The organism is Arthrobacter sp. KN11-1C, from assembly GCF_052180225.1.
Taxonomy (GTDB): domain Bacteria; phylum Actinomycetota; class Actinomycetes; order Actinomycetales; family Micrococcaceae; genus Arthrobacter.
Genome location: NZ_CP197467.1, coordinates 2174732 through 2193518, shown reverse-complemented (window position 1 = coordinate 2193518; position 18787 = coordinate 2174732). Strand labels below are relative to the sequence as shown.

The 18787-nt window shown below is 65.2% G+C and carries 15 protein-coding genes; 11 read left to right on the top strand and 4 right to left on the bottom strand.

All coding sequences use genetic code 11. The features are described from left to right. Positions 1 to 20 precede the first annotated feature (20 nt). Both ACSBOX_RS10230 and ACSBOX_RS10225 read right to left on the bottom strand, forming a co-directional pair. A complete protein-coding gene (locus ACSBOX_RS10230) occupies positions 21 to 1529 on the bottom strand; it encodes a DUF349 domain-containing protein (protein ID WP_442545876.1) in 1509 nt (502 codons plus the stop codon). A gap of 65 nt (positions 1530 to 1594) precedes the next feature. Further along, positions 1595 to 2368 (bottom strand): peptidylprolyl isomerase, encoded by a 774-nt coding sequence (locus tag ACSBOX_RS10225; RefSeq protein WP_442546013.1) that lies wholly within the window; start codon positions 2366 to 2368, stop codon positions 1595 to 1597. A gap of 258 nt (positions 2369 to 2626) precedes the next feature. On the opposite strand from ACSBOX_RS10225, the gene hisS reads away from it, so the two are divergent. From hisS to ACSBOX_RS10200, 5 genes are all read left to right on the top strand, one after another. Next, positions 2627 to 3982: a histidine--tRNA ligase gene (gene hisS / locus ACSBOX_RS10220; RefSeq protein WP_442545875.1), complete on the top strand. Its 1356-nt coding sequence runs from the start codon at positions 2627 to 2629 to the stop codon at positions 3980 to 3982. A gap of 145 nt (positions 3983 to 4127) precedes the next feature. After that, positions 4128 to 5921 carry an aspartate--tRNA ligase gene (gene aspS, locus ACSBOX_RS10215; protein WP_442545874.1) on the top strand — a complete coding sequence of 598 codons (1794 nt, stop codon included), beginning with the start codon at positions 4128 to 4130 and terminating at the stop codon, positions 5919 to 5921. 97 nt (positions 5922 to 6018) lie between these two features. Continuing rightward, on the top strand, positions 6019 to 6507 hold the full coding sequence (locus ACSBOX_RS10210) for a helix-turn-helix domain-containing protein (protein WP_442545873.1): 489 nt from the start codon (positions 6019 to 6021) through the stop codon (positions 6505 to 6507). Continuing rightward, positions 6504 to 7358, top strand: coding sequence for an IS3 family transposase (locus ACSBOX_RS10205; RefSeq protein WP_442545872.1), 855 nt, complete (start codon positions 6504 to 6506; stop codon positions 7356 to 7358). Before ACSBOX_RS10210 ends, ACSBOX_RS10205 begins: the two co-directional genes overlap by 4 nt. Before the next feature lie 104 nt (positions 7359 to 7462). After that, entirely contained in the window at positions 7463 to 8242 is a 780-nt protein-coding gene (locus ACSBOX_RS10200; RefSeq protein ID WP_442546012.1) for a GNAT family N-acetyltransferase, read from the top strand. 65 nt (positions 8243 to 8307) lie between these two features. Here the strand turns inward: ACSBOX_RS10200 and ACSBOX_RS10195 are convergent, their stop codons facing one another. After that, positions 8308 to 10017, bottom strand: a complete 1710-nt coding sequence (locus ACSBOX_RS10195; RefSeq protein ID WP_442545871.1) for a DUF222 domain-containing protein — start codon at positions 10015 to 10017, stop codon at positions 8308 to 8310. Between the two features lie 286 nt (positions 10018 to 10303). Here ACSBOX_RS10195 and ACSBOX_RS10190 point away from each other — a divergent pair, with 286 nt between their 5' ends. Then, positions 10304 to 11977, top strand: a complete 1674-nt coding sequence (locus ACSBOX_RS10190; protein ID WP_442545870.1) for a peptidoglycan D,D-transpeptidase FtsI family protein — start codon at positions 10304 to 10306, stop codon at positions 11975 to 11977. Positions 11978 to 12210: 233 nt separating this feature from the next. Here the strand turns inward: ACSBOX_RS10190 and ACSBOX_RS10185 are convergent, their stop codons facing one another. Continuing rightward, positions 12211 to 12888: an acVLRF1 family peptidyl-tRNA hydrolase gene (locus tag ACSBOX_RS10185; RefSeq protein WP_442545869.1), complete on the bottom strand. Its 678-nt coding sequence runs from the start codon at positions 12886 to 12888 to the stop codon at positions 12211 to 12213. A gap of 41 nt (positions 12889 to 12929) precedes the next feature. Here ACSBOX_RS10185 and ACSBOX_RS10180 point away from each other — a divergent pair, with 41 nt between their 5' ends. From ACSBOX_RS10180 to alaS, 5 genes are all read left to right on the top strand, one after another. Further along, the gene (locus ACSBOX_RS10180) at positions 12930 to 14390 is read left to right on the top strand and encodes a replication-associated recombination protein A (protein WP_442545868.1); all 1461 of its coding nucleotides are present in this window, start codon (positions 12930 to 12932) and stop codon (positions 14388 to 14390) included. A gap of 170 nt (positions 14391 to 14560) precedes the next feature. After that, on the top strand, positions 14561 to 15181 hold the full coding sequence (gene rpsD / locus ACSBOX_RS10175; RefSeq protein ID WP_028267147.1) for a 30S ribosomal protein S4: 621 nt from the start codon (positions 14561 to 14563) through the stop codon (positions 15179 to 15181). Between the two features lie 149 nt (positions 15182 to 15330). Then, on the top strand, positions 15331 to 15705 hold the full coding sequence (locus tag ACSBOX_RS10170; RefSeq protein ID WP_442545867.1) for a DUF948 domain-containing protein: 375 nt from the start codon (positions 15331 to 15333) through the stop codon (positions 15703 to 15705). Positions 15706 to 15763: 58 nt separating this feature from the next. After that, positions 15764 to 15976, top strand: coding sequence for a hypothetical protein (locus tag ACSBOX_RS10165; protein ID WP_442546011.1), 213 nt, complete (start codon positions 15764 to 15766; stop codon positions 15974 to 15976). 130 nt (positions 15977 to 16106) lie between these two features. Beyond that, a complete protein-coding gene (alaS, locus tag ACSBOX_RS10160; RefSeq protein ID WP_442545866.1) occupies positions 16107 to 18785 on the top strand; it encodes an alanine--tRNA ligase in 2679 nt (892 codons plus the stop codon). The last annotated feature ends 2 nt before the right edge of the window (positions 18786 to 18787 follow it).

The window sequence follows — 18787 nt, the reverse complement described above, 5'->3', positions numbered from 1 at the left end:
TGTTGATTCAAGCCGTACTACTAGGCGAGGTCGCTCGCTGAGCGCTGGATCTGGTCGAGCCAAGCCTCGCGGGCCTCAAGGGCCTCGCGGGCGTTCTTGATGCGGCGCTGGTCTCCGGCCTTTTCAGCCTTTTCCAGGTCTTCTTTGAGGCCGGCGATGGCTGCCTCAAGCTGAGACAAGGCACTGTTGGTGCGGGCCTTGGTCTCCGGATTGCTCCGGCGCCATTTGTCCTCTTCGGCGTCGCGGACGGCGTCCTCGACCTTGCGCAGGCCGGCTTCGATCCTGCCCATGTCGGCGCGGGGGACCTTACCGGCTTCTTCCCAACGGTCACGGATGGACTGCAAGGCCTTCTTGGCAGCGTTGAGGTCCGTGATCGGCAGCAGGGCCTGGGCCTCGACGATGAGCTCTTCCTTGACGGAAAGGTTGGCCGTGTATTGCTGGTCGATCTCGTCGTTGGCGGCCTGGCGGTTGCTGAAGAAGACGTCCTGGGCTGCGCGGAAGCGCAGCCAGAGGGCGTCGTCGTCCTTGCGGCTCGCTCGAGGCGTCGCCTTCCACTGATCCATGAGGCGGCGGTATTCACCGGCCGCGAAACCCCAGTCCGTGGAGCTGGAGAGGGCTTCTGCCTCGACGATCAGCTGTTCCTTGGCAACCTTCGCGGCCGAGTTGGTGCTGTCCAACTGGGAGAAGTAGGCGCGGCGGTGGCGGTCGAAGACGGTACGCGCCGAGCGGAACCGCTTCCAGAGGGCGTCCTCGTTGCTTCGGCCAAGCCGGATGCCGTTCTTCTGGGACGTCTTCCAGCTCTCGAAGAGTTCGTTCATGCGGGCGCTGGACGTCTTCCACTGCACCTGGGACGGATCCTGGGACGCGATGGATTCGGCCTCGGCAACGATCGCCTCGCGTGCCGCGAGCTCCGCGGAGCGGGCGGCGTCGTGTGCGGCCTTCTCCGACTTCTCCAATTCGGAAATCTGTTCAGCCAGGGCGTCGAGACGGGCTTCCGCAGCGCGGATGTCGCCCACCATGTTCCGCTCGGCAAGCTGCTCGCGCAGGTGCTCGACCGTCTTCTGCATGTCCGTGGCGGGGGCCTTGGACTCCACGCGGTGTTCCATCAGAACGATCTGCGCCACGACGTCGTCGTACTTCCGGGCGAAGTATCCCAGCGCCTCGTCGGTGCTCACTCCCGGGTACTGTCCCACCGGCTGCTCTTCGCCGTCGATGGTCAGGAAGACGTGGCCGTCACCCTCGGCTCGCCCCCACTTGGCGGCTTCCGCGAGGGACACAGCCGTAGGTTGGGCGGCCGGCGCGGCCGGAATCACGCTGGGTGAGGCTTTCGGGCGGGCAGCAAATGCCGCGGGAGAAGGCGCATGCGAGGGGGCAGGGCGTGGTGCCGGAGAAGCAGGCTTGGGGGCGGACTCGGCCGCGTCGTCTGCCGGGGCAGCTGATTCGACGCCGGTTTCCCCGGCCGTCGGTGCCTGGGTCTCTTCTTCGTTGGCCACTACTGCAGTTTCGTCGGATTTCTGACTGTCTGTCACCGCTAAAAGTCTTTCGCTTGGAGGGATTACTAAGGTAATGCGCCGTGGACCGTGGCCCGGGCTGGTTACTTCAGAGAAAACGAGTCTATCGTGACAGGTGCCACAGGGGCGCCGTCGGTGGCGCTGCTGCCCGGATTAATACCTGCTTGGGCAATCTTCGTCACGACATCCATGCCGCTCGTCACCTTGCCCACCACCGTGTACCCGCCGGCAGAATCCGGGGGAATGACCGTGTCCTTGTACACGATGAAGAACTGGTGCCCGTTGCCGTAGGCGTTGTTGCCGGTCCTGGCGACGGCGATGGTTCCGGCCGGGTAGGTGTTGTTGGCCGGGGTGTTCTCCAGCGGTCCCCAGTGGAAGTTGGGGTCATCGGTGGTGTCCGTGCCCTTGGCTCCGCACTGCAGCACCGCGAAGTTGTCAGCGGTGGTCAGTCGCGGGCACTTGAGTCCGCTGTAGTAGCTCGCATCAGTCAGGGATTTGAACACGGCCGCGGCCTGGGGAGCCGTCGTACCATCCAGTTCGACGCCGACCGCGCCTCCGTTGAGGCTGAGCTGGCCCGTGAAAGTCTTCCCTGCAGCGGTGTCCGGTTTGGGAATGCCGGCGCTGTTCGAGCCCGTCGCTGCGGCGGAAGCGGATGGGCTCGCAGAGGCTGAGGCCGACGGCGAACTCAGTCCGGCCTGCGCCGCGGCGAACTCCGACTCGCTCGGGTTCGAATTGAACACCGTGAGTTGGAGCACGACGGCGGCAATCAGGGCGACGGCGCCCACACCGACGGCGAGGACGTTGTCCCTGCGGCGACGCTTGCCTTGTGCACGCCGAAGCTCGCGCTTGGCTTCCATCTGCCTGATGCGCCGTTTGGCTTCACGGTTGTCCCGCGGCCTTGTAGACAAAGGTCCTCCTGGTTGTCTGGACAAGCTTCCATCGCAAGCAAGCCAAACCGTGGTGCCCGCATTAGATGTGCAGGCGCCGAAAGCATAAACTGGCTGCCGCACATAGTTTATGCATGACTGGCTGGACGCCCGCCCAAGCTAAGCCGAATCGGCCTCGGTTCGTGGCGGCGGTCCGGCCCGCGCAATCGTTGAGGAGAAAATTCCACCATGGCTCGTACCGCCTCCCTGTCCGGATTCCCCGAGTGGCTTCCCCAGGAGCGGTTGGTGGAACTGCACGTGCTGGACACGTTGCGCAAGACGTTCGAACTCCATGGCTTCTCTTCCATCGAGACCCGCGCCGTGGAAACAGTGGGCCAGCTCCTCCGCAAGGGCGAGATCGACAAAGAGGTGTACGGCCTCAGCCGCCTGCAGGAAGACGAAGACGCCGCCGGCGAGGGCGGAAAGTCCGACAAGGCAGATCCCAATGCCCTGGCCCTCCACTTCGACCTCACGGTGCCGTTTGCCCGCTACGTCGTCGAAAACGCCGGCTACCTTGCCTTCCCGTTCCGCCGCTACCAGATCCAGAAGGTATGGCGTGGAGAACGTCCCCAGGAAGGCCGCGCCCGCGAGTTCACGCAGGCGGACATCGACGTGGTGGGCGACGGCGAGTTGCCGTTCCGCTACGACGTCGAGATTGCCCTCGTGATTGCGGAAGCCCTGAGCGCCCTCCCCATCCCTGACTTCCGCTTGCGCATCAACAACCGCAAGCTGGCGGAGGGCTTCTACCGCGGCATCGGCCTCATGGACACTGCCGGCGTCCTTCGCAGCATCGACAAGCTTGAGAAGATCGGCGAAGCGAAAGTTGCCGAATTGCTCAGGAATGAGCTTGGCGCCACGGATGAGCAGGCGGCACTCGCGCTGAAGCTTGCCGGCATCCGCACCGAGGACACGTCCTTCGTGGCCCAGGTCCGGGCGCTCGGCGTCTCGGACGAGCTTCTTGAAGAGGGCCTCAGTGAACTGGAACAAGTCATCGAAGCCGCCGTGCAGCGCGCCCCCGGGAAGGTTGTTGCCGACCTCAGCATCGCCCGGGGCCTCGACTACTACACCGGCACCGTCGTCGAAACCGTCCTGGTGGGTCACGAGCAGCTCGGTTCCATTTGCTCCGGAGGCCGCTACGACGCCCTCGCCAGCAAGGGCAACCGCAAGTTCCCCGGCGTCGGCCTCTCGATCGGGGTGACCCGCCTCGTGTCCCGCATCCTCAGCCAGGAATTCGCGACGGCGTCGCGCTCGGTGCCCACGGCCGTGCTCGTGGCCCTTAGCAACGACGACAGCTGGTCTGCGGCCCAGGACGTCGCGGCGCAGCTGCGCGGGCGGGGGATCGCAACCGAAGTTGCGGCGAAGGCAGAGAAATTCGGCAAGCAGATCAAGTTCGCCGATCGACGCGGCATTCCCTTCGTCTGGTTCACCGACGACGACGGCAAGCACCAAGTGAAGGACATCCGCACCGGTGAGCAGGTCGACGCGGATCCAGCCAGCTGGGAGCCGTCGCCCGAGGATCTCCACGTCCGCATCACCACGCGCTAGGCACGAACCGGCGCCTCAAGGGCGGCAGCCCGGCCAACGTCGCCGGGAACCGGCCTGGCCCGGTGGGGCCTTGCATCATCCATACGGGTAAACTCGAACGGGATCGTTTTGTCATGGTCCTGAAAATCATGTTGAAAGGAATGCTGTGCTGCGCACACATGACCTCGGATCCTTGCGTTCCGAGCACATTGGACAGACCGTCACCCTGGCAGGCTGGGTAGGCCGCCGCCGAGATCACGGTGGCGTGGCCTTCGTCGATCTGCGTGATGCGTCCGGTGTCGCCCAGGTGGTTGTCCGCGAGGAAGAGGTCTTCCACGGCCTGCGCAATGAATACGTGCTGCAGATCGTGGGCACCGTGAGCAAGCGTCCCGAGGGCAACGAGAACCCGGCCCTCGCCACGGGTGAGATCGAGGTCATCGCCGACAAGGTGGTGATTCTCAACACTTCGGATCCCCTCCCGTTCCAGATCGACGAGCACGTGGAGGTCGGCGAAGAAGCGCGGCTCAAGCACCGCTACCTCGACCTGCGCCGCCCCGGCCCCGCGCACAACCTGCGGCTGCGCTCCGAAGCGAACCGCGTGGCACGCGAACTGCTCCACCAGCAGGGTTACGTGGAGATCGAAACTCCGACGCTGACGCGTTCGACGCCGGAAGGCGCCCGCGACTTCGTCGTTCCGGCGCGACTGGCACCGGGTTCCTGGTATGCGCTTCCGCAGTCGCCGCAGCTTTTCAAGCAGCTGCTCCAGGTTGGCGGTTTCGAGAAGTACTACCAGATCGCCCGTTGCTACCGCGACGAGGACTTCCGTGCGGACCGCCAGCCGGAATTCACGCAGCTCGACATCGAGGCCAGCTTCGTCGACCAAGACGACATCATCGAGCTCGGCGAACGAATCGTCAAGGCACTGTGGCAGCTGATCGACGTCGAAATCCCGACGCCGATCCACCGCATGACGTACCACGAGGCCATGGCCAAGTACGGCTCCGACAAGCCGGACCTGCGCTTCGGCCTCGAGCTCACCGAGTTGACCGAGTTCTTCAAGGACACGAACTTCGGAGTCTTCAAGGCACCCTACGTTGGCGCCGTCGTCATGCCGGGCGGTGCCTCGCAGGCCCGCCGCGCGCTGGACGCCTGGCAGGAATGGGCCAAGCAGCGCGGCGCCAAGGGCCTCGCGTACGTGTTGTTCAAGGAAGACGGCGAGCTCACGGGTCCCGTTGCCAAGAACCTCACGGACACCGAGCGGGCCGGCCTGGCCGACGCTGTGGGCGCCAAGCCCGGCGACTGCATCTTCTTCGCCGCCGGCGAGAAGTCCCCGTCCCGCGCACTGCTGGGCGCTGCCCGCGTCGAGATCGGCCACCGCACCGGCCTGATCGATCCCAAGGACTGGGCTTTCGTCTGGATCGTTGACGCCCCGATGTTCGAGCCTGCAGCCGCAGCCGTCGCCTCCGGTGACGTCGCAGTCGGTGGCGGACAGTGGACGGCCCTGCACCACGCCTTCACCTCCCCGAAGCCCGAGTTCCTGGACTCCTTCGACAAGGACCCTGAATCGGCCCTTTCCTACGCCTACGACATCGTCTGCAACGGCAACGAAATCGGCGGCGGGTCCATCCGTATCCACGAGAGCGACGTGCAGGAGCGCGTTTTCGAGCTCATGGGCCTGGACAAGGAAGACGCGCAGACCAAGTTCGGCTTCCTGCTGGAGGGCTTCAAGTACGGCGCGCCTCCGCACGGCGGCATGGCCTTCGGCTGGGACCGCGTGGTGGCCCTGCTGGCCGGCGTCGACTCGATCCGCGACGTCATCGCGTTCCCGAAGTCGGGCGGCGGCTACGACCCCCTGACCGCTGCTCCCGCGCCCATCACGGCGCAGCAGCGCAAGGAAGCCGGAGTCGACTTCAAGCCTGAAGCCAAGGCTCAGGCAGCGCCCGCAGCCAAGCCGGAGTAGCACGACACCGCAGAAGTAGCCCGGAGGCCCCCGCATTTGAACTGGTCCCCGGAAGTTGGACTGAGAAATTCAGTTCCGACTCCCGGGGAGCAGTTTTATGCATGCACGTAGTTCGTTATCGGAGGATCAGCGCGAGGCCGCTGTAGCGTGGTTTGAGAAAGGCATCGCGGATAGTGCGGCGGCGAGGTTTCTGGGCGTGTCTCGCGGACCGGTCAAGCTTCTCTATCGGCGGTGGAAGATCCATGGTCGAGGAGCGCTGGTGGCCAAGCCGACGAGACAGGCGTACTCGTTCGAATTCAAGCTCGCATTGGTCGAACGGTTCATCGCGGGCGAGACTGCCCCGGACCTCGCGGCGGAGGTGGGCTTGTCCTCTCCGGTGCTGCTGAAAACCTGGGCACGGGCGTATCGTCGCGAGGGTGCCGACGCATTGCGCCCGAAGCCTAAACGCAGACCCACGGCACCCGATGCCCCGCCGTCCGCGGAGATGCCCGAACTGGAGCGGTTGCGGCGGGAGAACGAACGGTTGCGGGCGGAAGTGGCGTACCTGGGAAAATTGCGGGCCTTGAGGGCGCAGGAACGACGGTGAAGGTTCAGGCCCTCATCGCTCTCAAGGCCGGCTTTCCCCTGCCCGTCCTGCTGCAGGTGGCCGGGCTTGCCCGGTCGACATTCTTCTATCACCAGGGGCGCCTTCAGGCCCGTGACCCGCAGGAAGCCCTGAAGGCCGCGGTCGCGGAGATCTTCCAGAAGAATCAGGGCCGGTACGGGCACCGGCGCATCCACACCGAGCTGGCCAAGCAGGGGTGGGCGGTCGCGAAGAAGACCGTGCTGAAGCTGATGCGTTCCCTGAAGCTGGTCTGCGAGGTCAGGCGGAAGAAGCGCTACTACTCCTACCGGGGCGGGCAGGGCACGGTTGCCCCCAACGTGCTGAACCGCGAGTTCGCCGCCAAAACACCGAACGAGAAGTGGGTGACGGATGTGACCGAGTTCAGCGTCGGCGACCGGAAGCTCTATCTTTCACCGGTCATGGACCTCTTCGACCGGCAGATCATCTCTTACGCGGTCGGCCCCTCCCCGAACCTGAACCTCACCAACACATCACTCCGTAAGGCGCTGGCAACGCTCGAGCGCGGGCAAGAACCGCTCGTGCACTCGGACCAGGGTTTCCAGTACCAGCACACCTCGTGGCGGACTCTCCTCGAGGGCGCCGGCGCAACCCAGTCGATGTCCCGCAAAGGCAACTGCTACGACAACGCCGTAATGGAGAACTTCTTCGGCCACCTCAAGGAAGAGCTTTTCCACCGTGTCCGGTTCATCAGCACCGACGCACTGGAAACAGCACTGGACGAGTACATCCGCTGGTACAACACCGAAAGAATCTCGACAAAGCTAGAGGGCCTGAGCCCGGTGCAATACCGTGCTCAGGCCCTCGCAGCCTAGGCTCTTACTTAGCCAGTCCAACTTCCGGGCGACCAGTTCAATTGCGGGGGCCTCCGGCGTACCATGACGGCGATTGATTTTGAGGAGGACGCGTGGCGCAGGAGATGAGCCTTTCACTGATCGAGGCGCTGATGGACCGGGCATGGCCGGCCCTTGATCGTGAGGACACCGAGGGATGGGTCATGCGTGCGGCCGGTGGCGTCACCCAGCGGGCCAACTCGGTCTGGCCCAGGGAACAATCCCGCGACGACGCGTCGGCGGTACGCGCCGCCACGCAGTGGTATCGCTCCCGGCGCCTGCCGCTCATCGTCCAGGTCTTTGACGACGAGCGGAGCAGGGGCCTCAACAACCTGCTTGATGCGCAGCGATTCACCCGGCAATCCGAGACCCTCATCATGGTGCGCCCGGGCGGGGCCCTTCCCTCAAGTCAGGATGGCCTGCCCGATAGGCTGCCGAACGACGTCGAGCTCTCCGAAGAACCGTCCGAAGAGTGGCTCCGGCTGTGGTGGTCGGTCGATGGCCGCGGGGGAGGTCCCGAGCTGGAGATTGCGCGGAGCATCCTGGTGTCCTGCCCTTCCCTCTACGCTCTCGTGAGGGACGACGACGGCGTCCCGGCCGCCGTCGGACGCCTTGCCTTGGTGGACGGCAGGGGAGGCATCTACTGCATGGCAACCGCAGCCGGACACCGTCGGCGGGGCTTCGGACGCCAGGTGCTCGACGCCCTTTTGACGGCTGGCAGTCACCGAGGCGTGTCGGAGTTCTGGCTGCTGGTGATGGCCTCGAATAACGCCGCCCAAGCTCTGTACGAGGGTGCCGGATTCACGGCGCGCGGCAGGTATCTCTACCGGCAAGCGCGGCCGCAGCGGGCGTTGTCGGGCTGCTAGGAGGCATAGCGGCGCCGGGCCGTTTACGACGGTATTCAGATTCTCGTCGGTCAGGCGGCTGTCGATCAGGTGCCTTGGTACACGGCGCATTCCGGGACGGGGTCATCCAGGAAAAGGTCGTCCAGGAAGGTTGGCTCGCCCCGATCGTCCATGTGGTCCGCGTCTGGCCATGGATGCGCATCCACGAACAGGTGCCAGTCCGGGAACGGATCCTGGGGCAGTATTTCCGGTTCGGGCGTGTCCGGTTGCGTGTCGGTGGTGGGGATGTGGGGTGGCCAGTGGGGTGGTTCCCAGTCCTGGTGTTCGGCGGGGTAGTGCCGTTTGGATGGTGAGGTCCAGCCGGGTGGACTGTCTTTGCTGGCCGGGGTGGGCGTCCATCCGGTCCGGTGTTTGAGGCGGTGGTGTTTGGGGCATGGCTGACCCAGGTTGGTGATGCCGGTGGCGCCTCCATCGGCCCAGGCCAGGAGATGGTCCGCGTCGTTGTCCAGGGAGTGGTTGTTGCAGCCAGGGAAAGGGCATTTGCCGTCGCGGAGCCGCAGCCACTGGCGCATGGCCTTGGTGAGGCGGTAGCTGCTGCGTCCGATTTCCAGCGGAGCGCCGTCGCGGGGGTCGGTCAGGACGCGGTGAAAAGCGTCGGCGCCGTCGGCGACCAGGGCCCGGGCCATGGACGGCGGGATCGGCCCGTACCCGTCCAGCATGGCCGGTTCCTCCGTGGCGCCCAGCAGGGACAGGACCGGGACGGTGACCAGCACCTGCGCCCGCGGGGACGGAACGCGTCCCGCCAGCCCGGGTTCCACGCGTCCGCCGTCGGGCACACCGCCGCCCGGCAGGCCGCCGTCGGGCACAGCACCGCCCGGGCCCGCCCCGCCAGCTCCGACGCCGTCGTCGGGCACGCCGCCGCTGGTGTTGGTGAGGAGCCAGGTGGCGGTGATGTCGGCGCGAAGCTGGGCGAGGGTTCGGGTCTCGTCGGGGCCTTGGAGGGCGCGGGCCGCGGCGGTGGTCCGTTCCCAGATCCCGGCTGCGGTGACTGCCGGGAGGTAGGCGGAGAGCCAGGCCATGCCGTCGCGGTCCGGGAGGTATTCGACCCTTCGGTCCGCCGCGCTTTTGGCGTGGCGTTCTTCGATGCTGACGGGGTGGTGGCGTTCGCGCCAGGTGCGTGCTTTGGCTCGGAACCGGGACGGGACGAGGTCCCCGGCCGGGCAGCCCCGGGCGGGGTTGGGAGCGTCGGGGTCCAGGAAGTGCGCTTCGAGCGCTGCCGCCCCGGCTGGGCCAAGGCCGCTTGTTTCGTCGACGATGATCCGGGCGTGCTGCCAGGAAATGGTTCCGGACTGCAGGGCAGCCAGGGTCCGCGGCAGTCCCGTGGTCAGGGACCGGGAATCGGCTAGAAGGGCCCCGGCGGTTCGTTCGCTGACGGTCAGGACGCAGGCGATTTCGGCGATCAGGGCAAGTTCCTGGGCGGTGGACTCCTGGGGCGAGGACGCCGGCGGCGCCAGGGAACTGGCCGCCTGGAGGTAATCCGTGGCGAGTTTCGCCTTCAGGGCGGCGGTCCGGGCTTCCAGCCGGGCCACTTCGGCCAGGCCGTCCAGGCAAGCATCCGCCAGACCCCGGAGCGGATCGGTGTCTCGGGGGAAATCAACGTCTTGCAGGGTGTCGAGGCCGGGCGGATCGGAGCGGTCCTCACCGCCGCCGATGAAGGCAGTGAGCACGGCGACGGATGCGGCAACGGCCTCCACGGCCGACCTGCTCTCCGCACTCCACGCTGTCCCTCGATCCATACAAACAGCATCGCAGGAGGCACCGACAATTTGGTTTCTCCACGACGTTGGGAAGATTTCCGACGCCTGGGCTAAGGCGATTCTTTCAAAAGAGCAACCGGCTTGACGTTGGCAGTGATTCTTCCACGGGATTCGGTGGGGGCGTGCGTAGGATGGGCAGGTTGATATCGGGGGAGGGGGGTCTGTAGCGATGGCTCAGGCAAGAGATTCTGCCAGGCGTGCATGGCGTTCAAGGGCTGGGTTGATCCTCGGGTTCGCCGTTTTTGCCCTAATTGGCGGCAGGCTTGTGTGGGTTCAGGTCATAGACGGGCCAGCCCTGAGCGCCGCGGCGCAGCAGCTGCGTACCGTTTCGCAGGATATCCCCTTCACGCGAGGGGAGATTCTCGATGAGCGCGGCAGGGTTCTCGCCCGTACGGTGCTGACCTATGACATCGTGACGGACCCCAGCCAGAGCTCCGCCTTCGATACCTTCGATATCCCTTTGCCGGACAGGTCAGTCCGCCATGTCACCCGTGATCAGGGAATCACCGAGCTGGCCCAGATTCTAGGCCAGGATGTTTCGGTCGTGAAGAAGGCCCTCGGCGGAACGGGGAAATTCGCCTACGTAGCCCGATCTGTCACGCCCGACGTGGAGCAGCGGGTGGCAGATCTGAGGTTTCTCGGCGTGAGTTCCAACGCCGTTCAGAAGCGTGAATACCCGCTTGGCGAAGTCGCAGGTAACCTCGTGGGCTATGTCAACGACCAGATGCAGGGCGCCGCCGGTGTCGAACAGACCCTGAACGATCAGCTCACCGGAACCCCGGGCAAACGCCAATTCGAAATCGGCGCAGACGGGATTCTCATCCCCGTGGCGCCCATCGAACAGGTAAAGCCGGTCAACGGCAAGAACGTCCAGCTGACCATCAACAGTGACCTTCAGTATCTTGCGCAGAAGGCGATTTCGGACTCCGTGGCCCAGCTCCACGCTGAATGGGGAAACATCGTCGTCGTGGAAGCCAAGACGGGCAAGATCCGAGCGATGGCCGACACTTCGCCCATGGACCCGAACAATCCAGGGGCCAGCAAGCCCGAAGACAGGGGTGTCCGGTCAGTGACGGCCTCGCTGGAACCAGGCTCGACGGAGAAGTCAGTCACCGCGGCCGCAGCGCTACAGGAGGGCAAGGTGCAGCCCCTGACGCAATTGAAGATTCCCCCGAGCTACACCATCGACGGTCAACCCTTTGATGACTCCTTTGGACACGGGACGCTGCATATGACTTTCGCCGGCGTCCTGGGCTATTCCCTGAATACGGGCACCGTCATGGTGGGCAAGGACCTGACGGCCCAGCAGCGCTACGACTACCTGCGGAAGTTCGGCATCGGGGAGAAAACAGGAATACCACTCCCGGGGGAATCATCGGGCATACTCGCCTCTCCCGACAAATGGGACGCCCGGCAACAGTACACGGTTCTGTTCGGGCAAGGTGTTGCCCAGACCCCTTTGCAGACAGCGATGGTCTATCAAACGATCGCGAACCGGGGCGTCAGACTCAAGCCGCAGCTCATTGAATCAACCACCGGCACCGACGGCAATCCCTTACCCACTCCACAGGATGCCGGAGTGCAGGTCCTTACCCCGGAAACTGATAAGTCGCTCAAGGACATGCTCGAGAGCGTAGTTACCGCCGGCGAAGTCCAGGACGTGAAAGTTCCCGGCTACCGGGTGGGCGGCAAAACCGGCACGGCTGAGACAGCAAAACCGGACGGCACAGGGTTGAGCGGCTACACAGCATCTTTGGTCGGCATGGCGCCGATGGAAGATCCGCAATACGTAGTGCTGGTGAACGTCCAGCACCCGCAGGGCGACATCTACGGGATCACCCAGGCCCCGGTCTTCAACTCCGTCATGTCCTCGACCCTGTCGACCTACAACGTCAGCCCCTCTACAACGCCTTCCGTCGTGCTGCCACAGAAGTACTGATCCCCAGCCTCGTGGCTCGTTCTTCGGTGCACCGGACCAGACGGGCCCATCCAAGGACCCTTCCTGCGTCAAGATGAGCAGCAACACGGCAACGGCAGTGTCGCCAAGATCACGATCATTCACGCAACCCGGTTCCCGTCAGGACTGCCTAGGGGACGCGAATCGGTCGCCCGGGCCCGGGTCGTCCACGGGACGATCTTGCGTTGTTGGGCTGCTTGTGGCATTGCGGTCTACTACAACGGATCAGTGACCTGTATCCGCACCGCGCACGCATCCGCCGCAGCCTTGCGAAGCACCGTCGCGTTGGGGTCGGCGACCGCCAGGAACGCGAGCCTTGTCCGTGATGCGTATTCTTTCAACGCCGCTTCCTCCAGGACTGCCGCGGACAGCGCGGCGTCTCCGCCCAGGACCAAGTATTCGATGCTGTGTCCGGCGAACACGCCCGCGGCATATCCGGCCACGGCCTCCGTTAGCGCATTGGCTTGGTTCTCGCGCCGCCGGGCAAAGCGCTGCTGCGAGGATCCGCCTGCCGCCGACCGGGACTGCACGTAACGGGAACCCGACTTGGACGCGGACACTTTGCCGCCGCTCACGACTCCCACCGCGTAGCCGCCGCGGCGCACCAGGATGATTCCGAGGCGCCGTTCCTGTGAAGCAAGCGACGCCAGGCGCTCAACCGTGGTGGTTCCCTTGCCGGGCCTGCCGTCGACAGGCCAGGGGGCCTTCAAGAGCGCGGTGGCGCCGTCAGCCGCCCGCAGGAGCGTGCCGCCGTCGTCGGGTTCTTCCTCAACGGCGCCGTGGCTTGAGGCGAAGCGCTCCACCCAGCCGGTCAGGCGCGGACCGGCGATGAAAGCGGTGCGTCCCGCCGCTGGCGGCTGCTTCTCGTTGGGGCCGGATGGCCGGGTCTCCACGTCGATGTCTCCTTAGCTGGAATCATGAGTAGCCTATCCATGTGGAAGATCTCTTTGGTGCCGGCGCGGACAACGACGACGACGCCGGCAGCCAGGCGGCGGATTCGGACAGTTCCGGAACAGGACGTCCGTCGTCGCCGCGCAGCCCCTTGGCTGTCCGTATGAGGCCCAGGACGCTCGACGACGTTGTGGGCCAGCAGCACTTGCTGGGCAAAGGTTCCCCCTTGCGTCAGCTCGCCGCCGGGGCCGACGCAGCCGGTCCTGCCGGTCCGAGCTCGGTCATCTTGTGGGGACCCCCGGGCACGGGTAAGACAACTTTGGCACACGTCATCGCCCGCGGACCGGGCCGGAAATTCGTCGAGCTGTCCGCCATCACCGCGGGCGTCAAGGACGTTCGACTGGTCATGGAAAACGCTTTGACTGCCCGGGATCTCTACCGGACCACCACCGTGCTCTTCCTGGATGAGATCCACCGCTTCAACAAAGCCCAGCAGGACGCATTGCTTCCCGGCGTCGAGAACCGATGGGTGGTCCTGGTCGCGGCCACCACCGAAAACCCGTCGTTCTCGGTGGTTTCCCCGTTGCTCTCGCGGTCGCTCCTGCTGACCCTCAAACCGCTCACTGACAGCGACATCGAGGCGCTCCTGCAACGGGCCGTCGCCGATGCACGCGGCTTGGCCGGCGGAGTGGAGCTCACTCCGGAAGCCCTTGAGCACCTGGTCCGTTTGTCCGGGGGAGATGCCCGCCGCGCGCTCACCGCCCTTGAGGCAGCTGCCGGCGTCGCCTACGGAGACCGGAACACGCCCGACGGCGGCGACGCTTCCGAAGAGCCCGGGCTCGCCGGCGACGGCGCCCCGGAGGCGCCGGTCGTCGTCGAACTCCGCCACACGGAGCGGGCACTGGATGTGGCTGCGGTCCGGTACGACCGTGCCGGCGACCAGCACTACGACGTCGCCAGCGCGTTCATCAAGTCGATCCGCGGTTCAGACGTCGACGCGGCCCTCCACTACCTGGCCCGCATGCTCGAAGCCGGCGAGGATCCGCGCTTCGTGGCCCGCCGGATCGTCATTTCGGCTGCCGAGGACATCGGCATGGCAGATCCGACGGCGCTTCAGACCGCCGTCGCCGCAGCACAGGCAGTGCAATTGATCGGGATGCCCGAGGGGCGGATCATCCTTGCCGAAGCCGTCGTGCATCTGGCGACGGCGCCCAAGTCGAATGCCGCCTATATGGGCATCAACAAGGCCATCGCCGATGTGCGTGCGGGGATGGGGAACGGGATTCCGGCGCACTTGCGGGATGCGCATTACCAAGGGGCGAAGGGCCTGGGCCACGGCCAGGGCTACAAGTACGCCCACGATGCCCCGCACGGCGTGGCCACCCAGCAGTACGCGCCGGATGATCTCGTCGGCAAGGACTACTACGAACCCACGGCCAACGGCGCGGAGCGGGATATTGCTCCCAGGCTCGAGCGGCTGCGCCGGATCATCCGCGGCAAGTAGGCGTCATGGTAGGCTAGATGCTTGTCTGGCAAGGCTCGGGCGCACAATCCAGCAAAACCCAGGTTTTGGTGCTGTGCCCTGCGCCCCGTAGCAAAAGGCAGCGGTTGGCCGATGCTCTCCCTCATGGAGGCCAGTAACACTGACACACCGCAGATATTGGAAGGACACAAGTGGCTAACAACACTCGTGCTCGCCGTACCGCACGCCTTTCGCGTGCACTCGGCATCGCTCTGACTCCCAAGGCCGCCAAGTACATGGAGCGCCGTCCGTACGGCCCCGGTGAGCATGGCCGCGCCCGCAAGAAGCAGGACTCTGACTACGCCGTACGTCTGCGCGAAAAGCAGCGTCTGCGCGCCCAGTACGGCATCCGCGAAGCCCAGATGACCCGTGCCTTCGAAGAAGCACGTCGCACCAAGGGCCTGACCGGTGAAAACCTGATCGAACTGCTCGAAATGCGTCTCGACGCCCTCGTGCTGCGTGCCGGCTTTGCCCGCACCATCGCCCAGGCCCGCCAGCTGGTTGTGCACCGCCACATCCTCGTTGACGGCATCCGCGTGGACCGCCCGTCCTTCCGCGTTGCTGAAGGCCAGCTCATCCACGTTCACAGCCGCAGCGAAGTCATGGCTCCGTTCCAGGTTGCAGCTGCCGGTGCACACGTGCTGAACGTCGTTCCGGCTTACTTGGACGTCAAGATCGACGCCCTGCAGGCACGCCTGGTTCGTCGCCCGAAGCGCTCTGAGGTCCCCGTGACCTGCGAAGAGCAGCTCGTGGTCGAATTCTACGCTCGCTAAATTCCAGCAAGCACATACAAAGAAGCCCGTGGCACGCGCCGCGGGCTTCTTTGTATGTAAGGTACTTGGGGAAGCCACGCCAAGGGTGCCTGTGCAGAACCACAGCGCGCGCCAATGGCAACGCAACAAATGCTAGGAGATGAGTGTCCATGACTGGTGGCGATATTGCAGGCCTGATCGCGGCCGGAGTTTTCGCGCTCCTTGTGGTGCTGTTGGCCGTGCCGATCCTCAAACTCGGGCGCGTCTTCGATGAAGTCCGCACCTCCATCCGCTCCTTGAGCGACGGAGCGACGCCCCTGATGGACGAGGTCACGGCAACGGTGTCCACCACCAACCAGCAGCTGAAAAGGGTGGACGGGATCACCGCAAACGTTTCCGATGCCTCCGCCAACATCTCTGCTTTGTCCTCGCTGGTGGCCGCAACAGTCGGTTCGCCGCTCATCAAGGTGGCAGCTTTCAGCTATGGAGTGCGCTCGGCTTTTGCCGCCCGCCGCAAGCCGAGCAGTGGCCGCCGCAGCCGCTGAGTCCGTTCGTAAGTCACGACCTTCGTACGTCAGGAAAACTGTGAAAAGAATTGTCTGGATGGGGATCGGCGTGGCAATCGGAGTCATCGCCTTCCGCAAGATCACCCAAGCACAGGCCAGTATTGGTCCCGATGGCCTGAACCGAGCCGTAGCGCGACTGGCCGACGGCGTCTACGACTTCGCCGATGCCGTGCGCGCCGGAATGAATGAACGCGAAGTCGACCTCCGTGCCGCACTCGGCATCGTGGAGGCCGACGCAGGGAGCCGTTAGCAGCCGCCAGGCACCGCGGTTCGCCCAAGCGGCCGTCAACAGGGCAGAATTAGAAGCTGCGGCGATGGCACATGCCAAAACCGCGCACAAACTCATGTGCAGTGAATTGAGAAGGGTAAGTAATCAGCTAATGAAGTCGCAGGAGATCACCAAACGCTGGGTGGACTTTTTTGTCAGCAAGGGCCATACCGCCGTTCCCTCAGCGTCGCTCGTATCCAGCGACCCTTCCCTTCTCTTCACGGTGGCCGGCATGGTTCCGTTCATCCCTTACCTGACCGCGCGCGAGGAACCGCCCTTCAACCGCGCCACGAGCGTCCAGAAGTGCATCCGCACCGGCGACATCGAGGAAGTCGGAAAGACCGCCCGCCACGGGACGTTCTTCCAGATGTGCGGAAACTTCTCCTTCGGGGACTACTTCAAGGAAGACGCCATCAAGTTCGCCTTCGAACTGCTCACGAAGAGCGTCGACGACGGCGGCTATGGGCTCGATGTCGAGCGACTGTGGGTGACCGTCTACGAGGAAGACGACGAAGCCAAGGATCTGTGGCTCAAGAACACGGGAATCCCCGCCTCGCGCATCCAGCGGATGGGGAAGGCGGACAACTACTGGTCCACCGGACAGCCTGGTCCGGCCGGCCCGTGCTCGGAAATCTATTACGACCGCGGCCCGGCCTATGGCGCCGAAGGCGGTCCCATCGCGGATGAAAACCGCTATGTCGAAATCTGGAACCTCGTGTTCATGCAGTACCAGATCGAGAACGTCCGCTCGAAGGTGGACTTCGACATCGTTGGCGAGCTGCCCAAGAAGAACATCGACACCGGCCTCGGCATGGAGCGCCTCGCGATGATCCTGCAGGGTGTCGAAAACATGTACGAAACGGACCAGGTCCGTCCCGTCATCGACAAGGCCGCGGCCCTGTCCGGCAAGGAGTACACCTCCGCCGAGTCCCCCGACGACCCGCACCACACGGACGATGTCCGCATGCGCGTTGTTGGCGACCACATCCGTTCGGCGCTCATGCTGATCTCCGACGGCGTTTCTCCGTCCAACGAGGGCCGCGGCTACGTCCTGCGCCGGTTGATCCGCCGTGCCGTCCGTGCAATGCGCCTCCTCGGCGTCGAAGAGGCTTGCCTCCCGCAACTGTTGCCGGCTTCCCGCGACGCCATGAAGGGCGTCTACCCCGTGGTGGAGACCGACTTCGATCGCATCAGCCGCATCGCCTATGCCGAAGAAAAGGCCTTCCTGCGCACCATCGCCTCCGGCACCGCACGCCTCGAGGAAGCCGTGGTGCTCTCCAAGGCTGCCGGAAAGCCCCTGTCGGGCGAGGATGCCTTCGCGCTGCATGACACCTACGGGTTCCCGATCGACCTCACCCTCGAAATGGCCGAGGAAGCCGGCTTGAAGGTTGACGAAGCCGAATTCCGCAGCCTCATGCTCGAACAGCGCCAGCGCGCCCAGGCAGATGCCAAGTCCAAGAAGGGCGGACACGCCGACGTCTCAGCCTTCCAGGAGCTCCTGGCCGAGGGCGAGACCGTCTTCACCGGATACACCGAGCTGGAAGGCGAAGCCCGGGTCCGCGGCATCGTCAGCTCCGGACGGCGCGTTGCCCACGCTTCGACGGGCGACGAAATCGAGCTCGTGTTGAACGAGACGCCGTTTTACGCAGAAGCCGGCGGCCAGTCGGCCGACAAGGGCCTCATCACCGGTGACGGTTTCGTCGTCGAGGTCCTCGACGTCCAGCGCCCCGTGAAGGGCCTGAGCGTCCACAAGGCGATCGTCCGCGAAGGCGAGATCGCCTCGGACGCGTTGGTGCGCGCCGCCGTCGACCGCGAACGCCGCCACGCCGCAGAGCAGGCCCACACGGGCACGCACATCGTGCACGCCGCCCTGCACCAGATCCTCGGCCCGGAGGCCACCCAGCGTGGTTCCTTCAACAAGGCCGGTTACCTGCGCTTCGACTTCGCCTGGGGCGAGGGGCTGAGCGCCGCCACCCGGTCCGAGATCGAAGAGGTCTCGAACATCGCGATCCGCAACAACTTCCGGGTGGACACCAAGATCATGGGCCTCGCTGAAGCGAAAGCCCTCGGCGCCATGGCCCTCTTCGGCGAGAACTACGGCAGCGAAGTACGCGTTGTGGAGATCGACGGCGCGTGGTCCCGTGAACTCTGCGGTGGCACCCATGTGGCCAACACCTCCCTCATCGGCAGCCTGTCGCTGCTCGGCGAACAGTCCGTCGGTTCGGGAAACCGCCGCGTGGAAGCCTTCGTCGGCCTGGACGCCTTCCGGCACCTCGCAGCCGAGCGCGCGCTGGTCACCGAGCTCACGGAGATGCTCAAGGTCCCGTCGGGCCAGTTGGCCGACCGCATCTCCAGCACCTTGGCCAAGCTCAAGGCAACGGAAAAGGAACTCGACCGCCTTCGCAAGGAGCAGCTGACGGCAGCCGCCGGGAACCTCGTCGCCACGGCCCAGGATGCCGCAGGCGTCCGGGTAGTGGCTCACGACGCCGGCCAGGTCGGGGGAGCGGACGACCTCCGCAGCCTCGCCATGGACCTGCGGAACCGGCTCGGCTCCGACGCCTCCACGGTTGCCGTGGCCGGTGTCAGCAACGACCGTCCCGTCATCATCGTGGCCACCAACGAGGCCGCGCGTGAAGCCGGCGTCAAGGCAGGTGCCCTGGTCCGCGTGGCCGCGGGGATCCTCGGTGGCGGCGGCGGTGGCAAGGACGATGTCGCCCAAGGCGGCGGAACCGACGCCGCGAAGATCGCACCGGCCCTTGCGGCCGTTGTGGACGCGATCGCCAAGCGCTGATC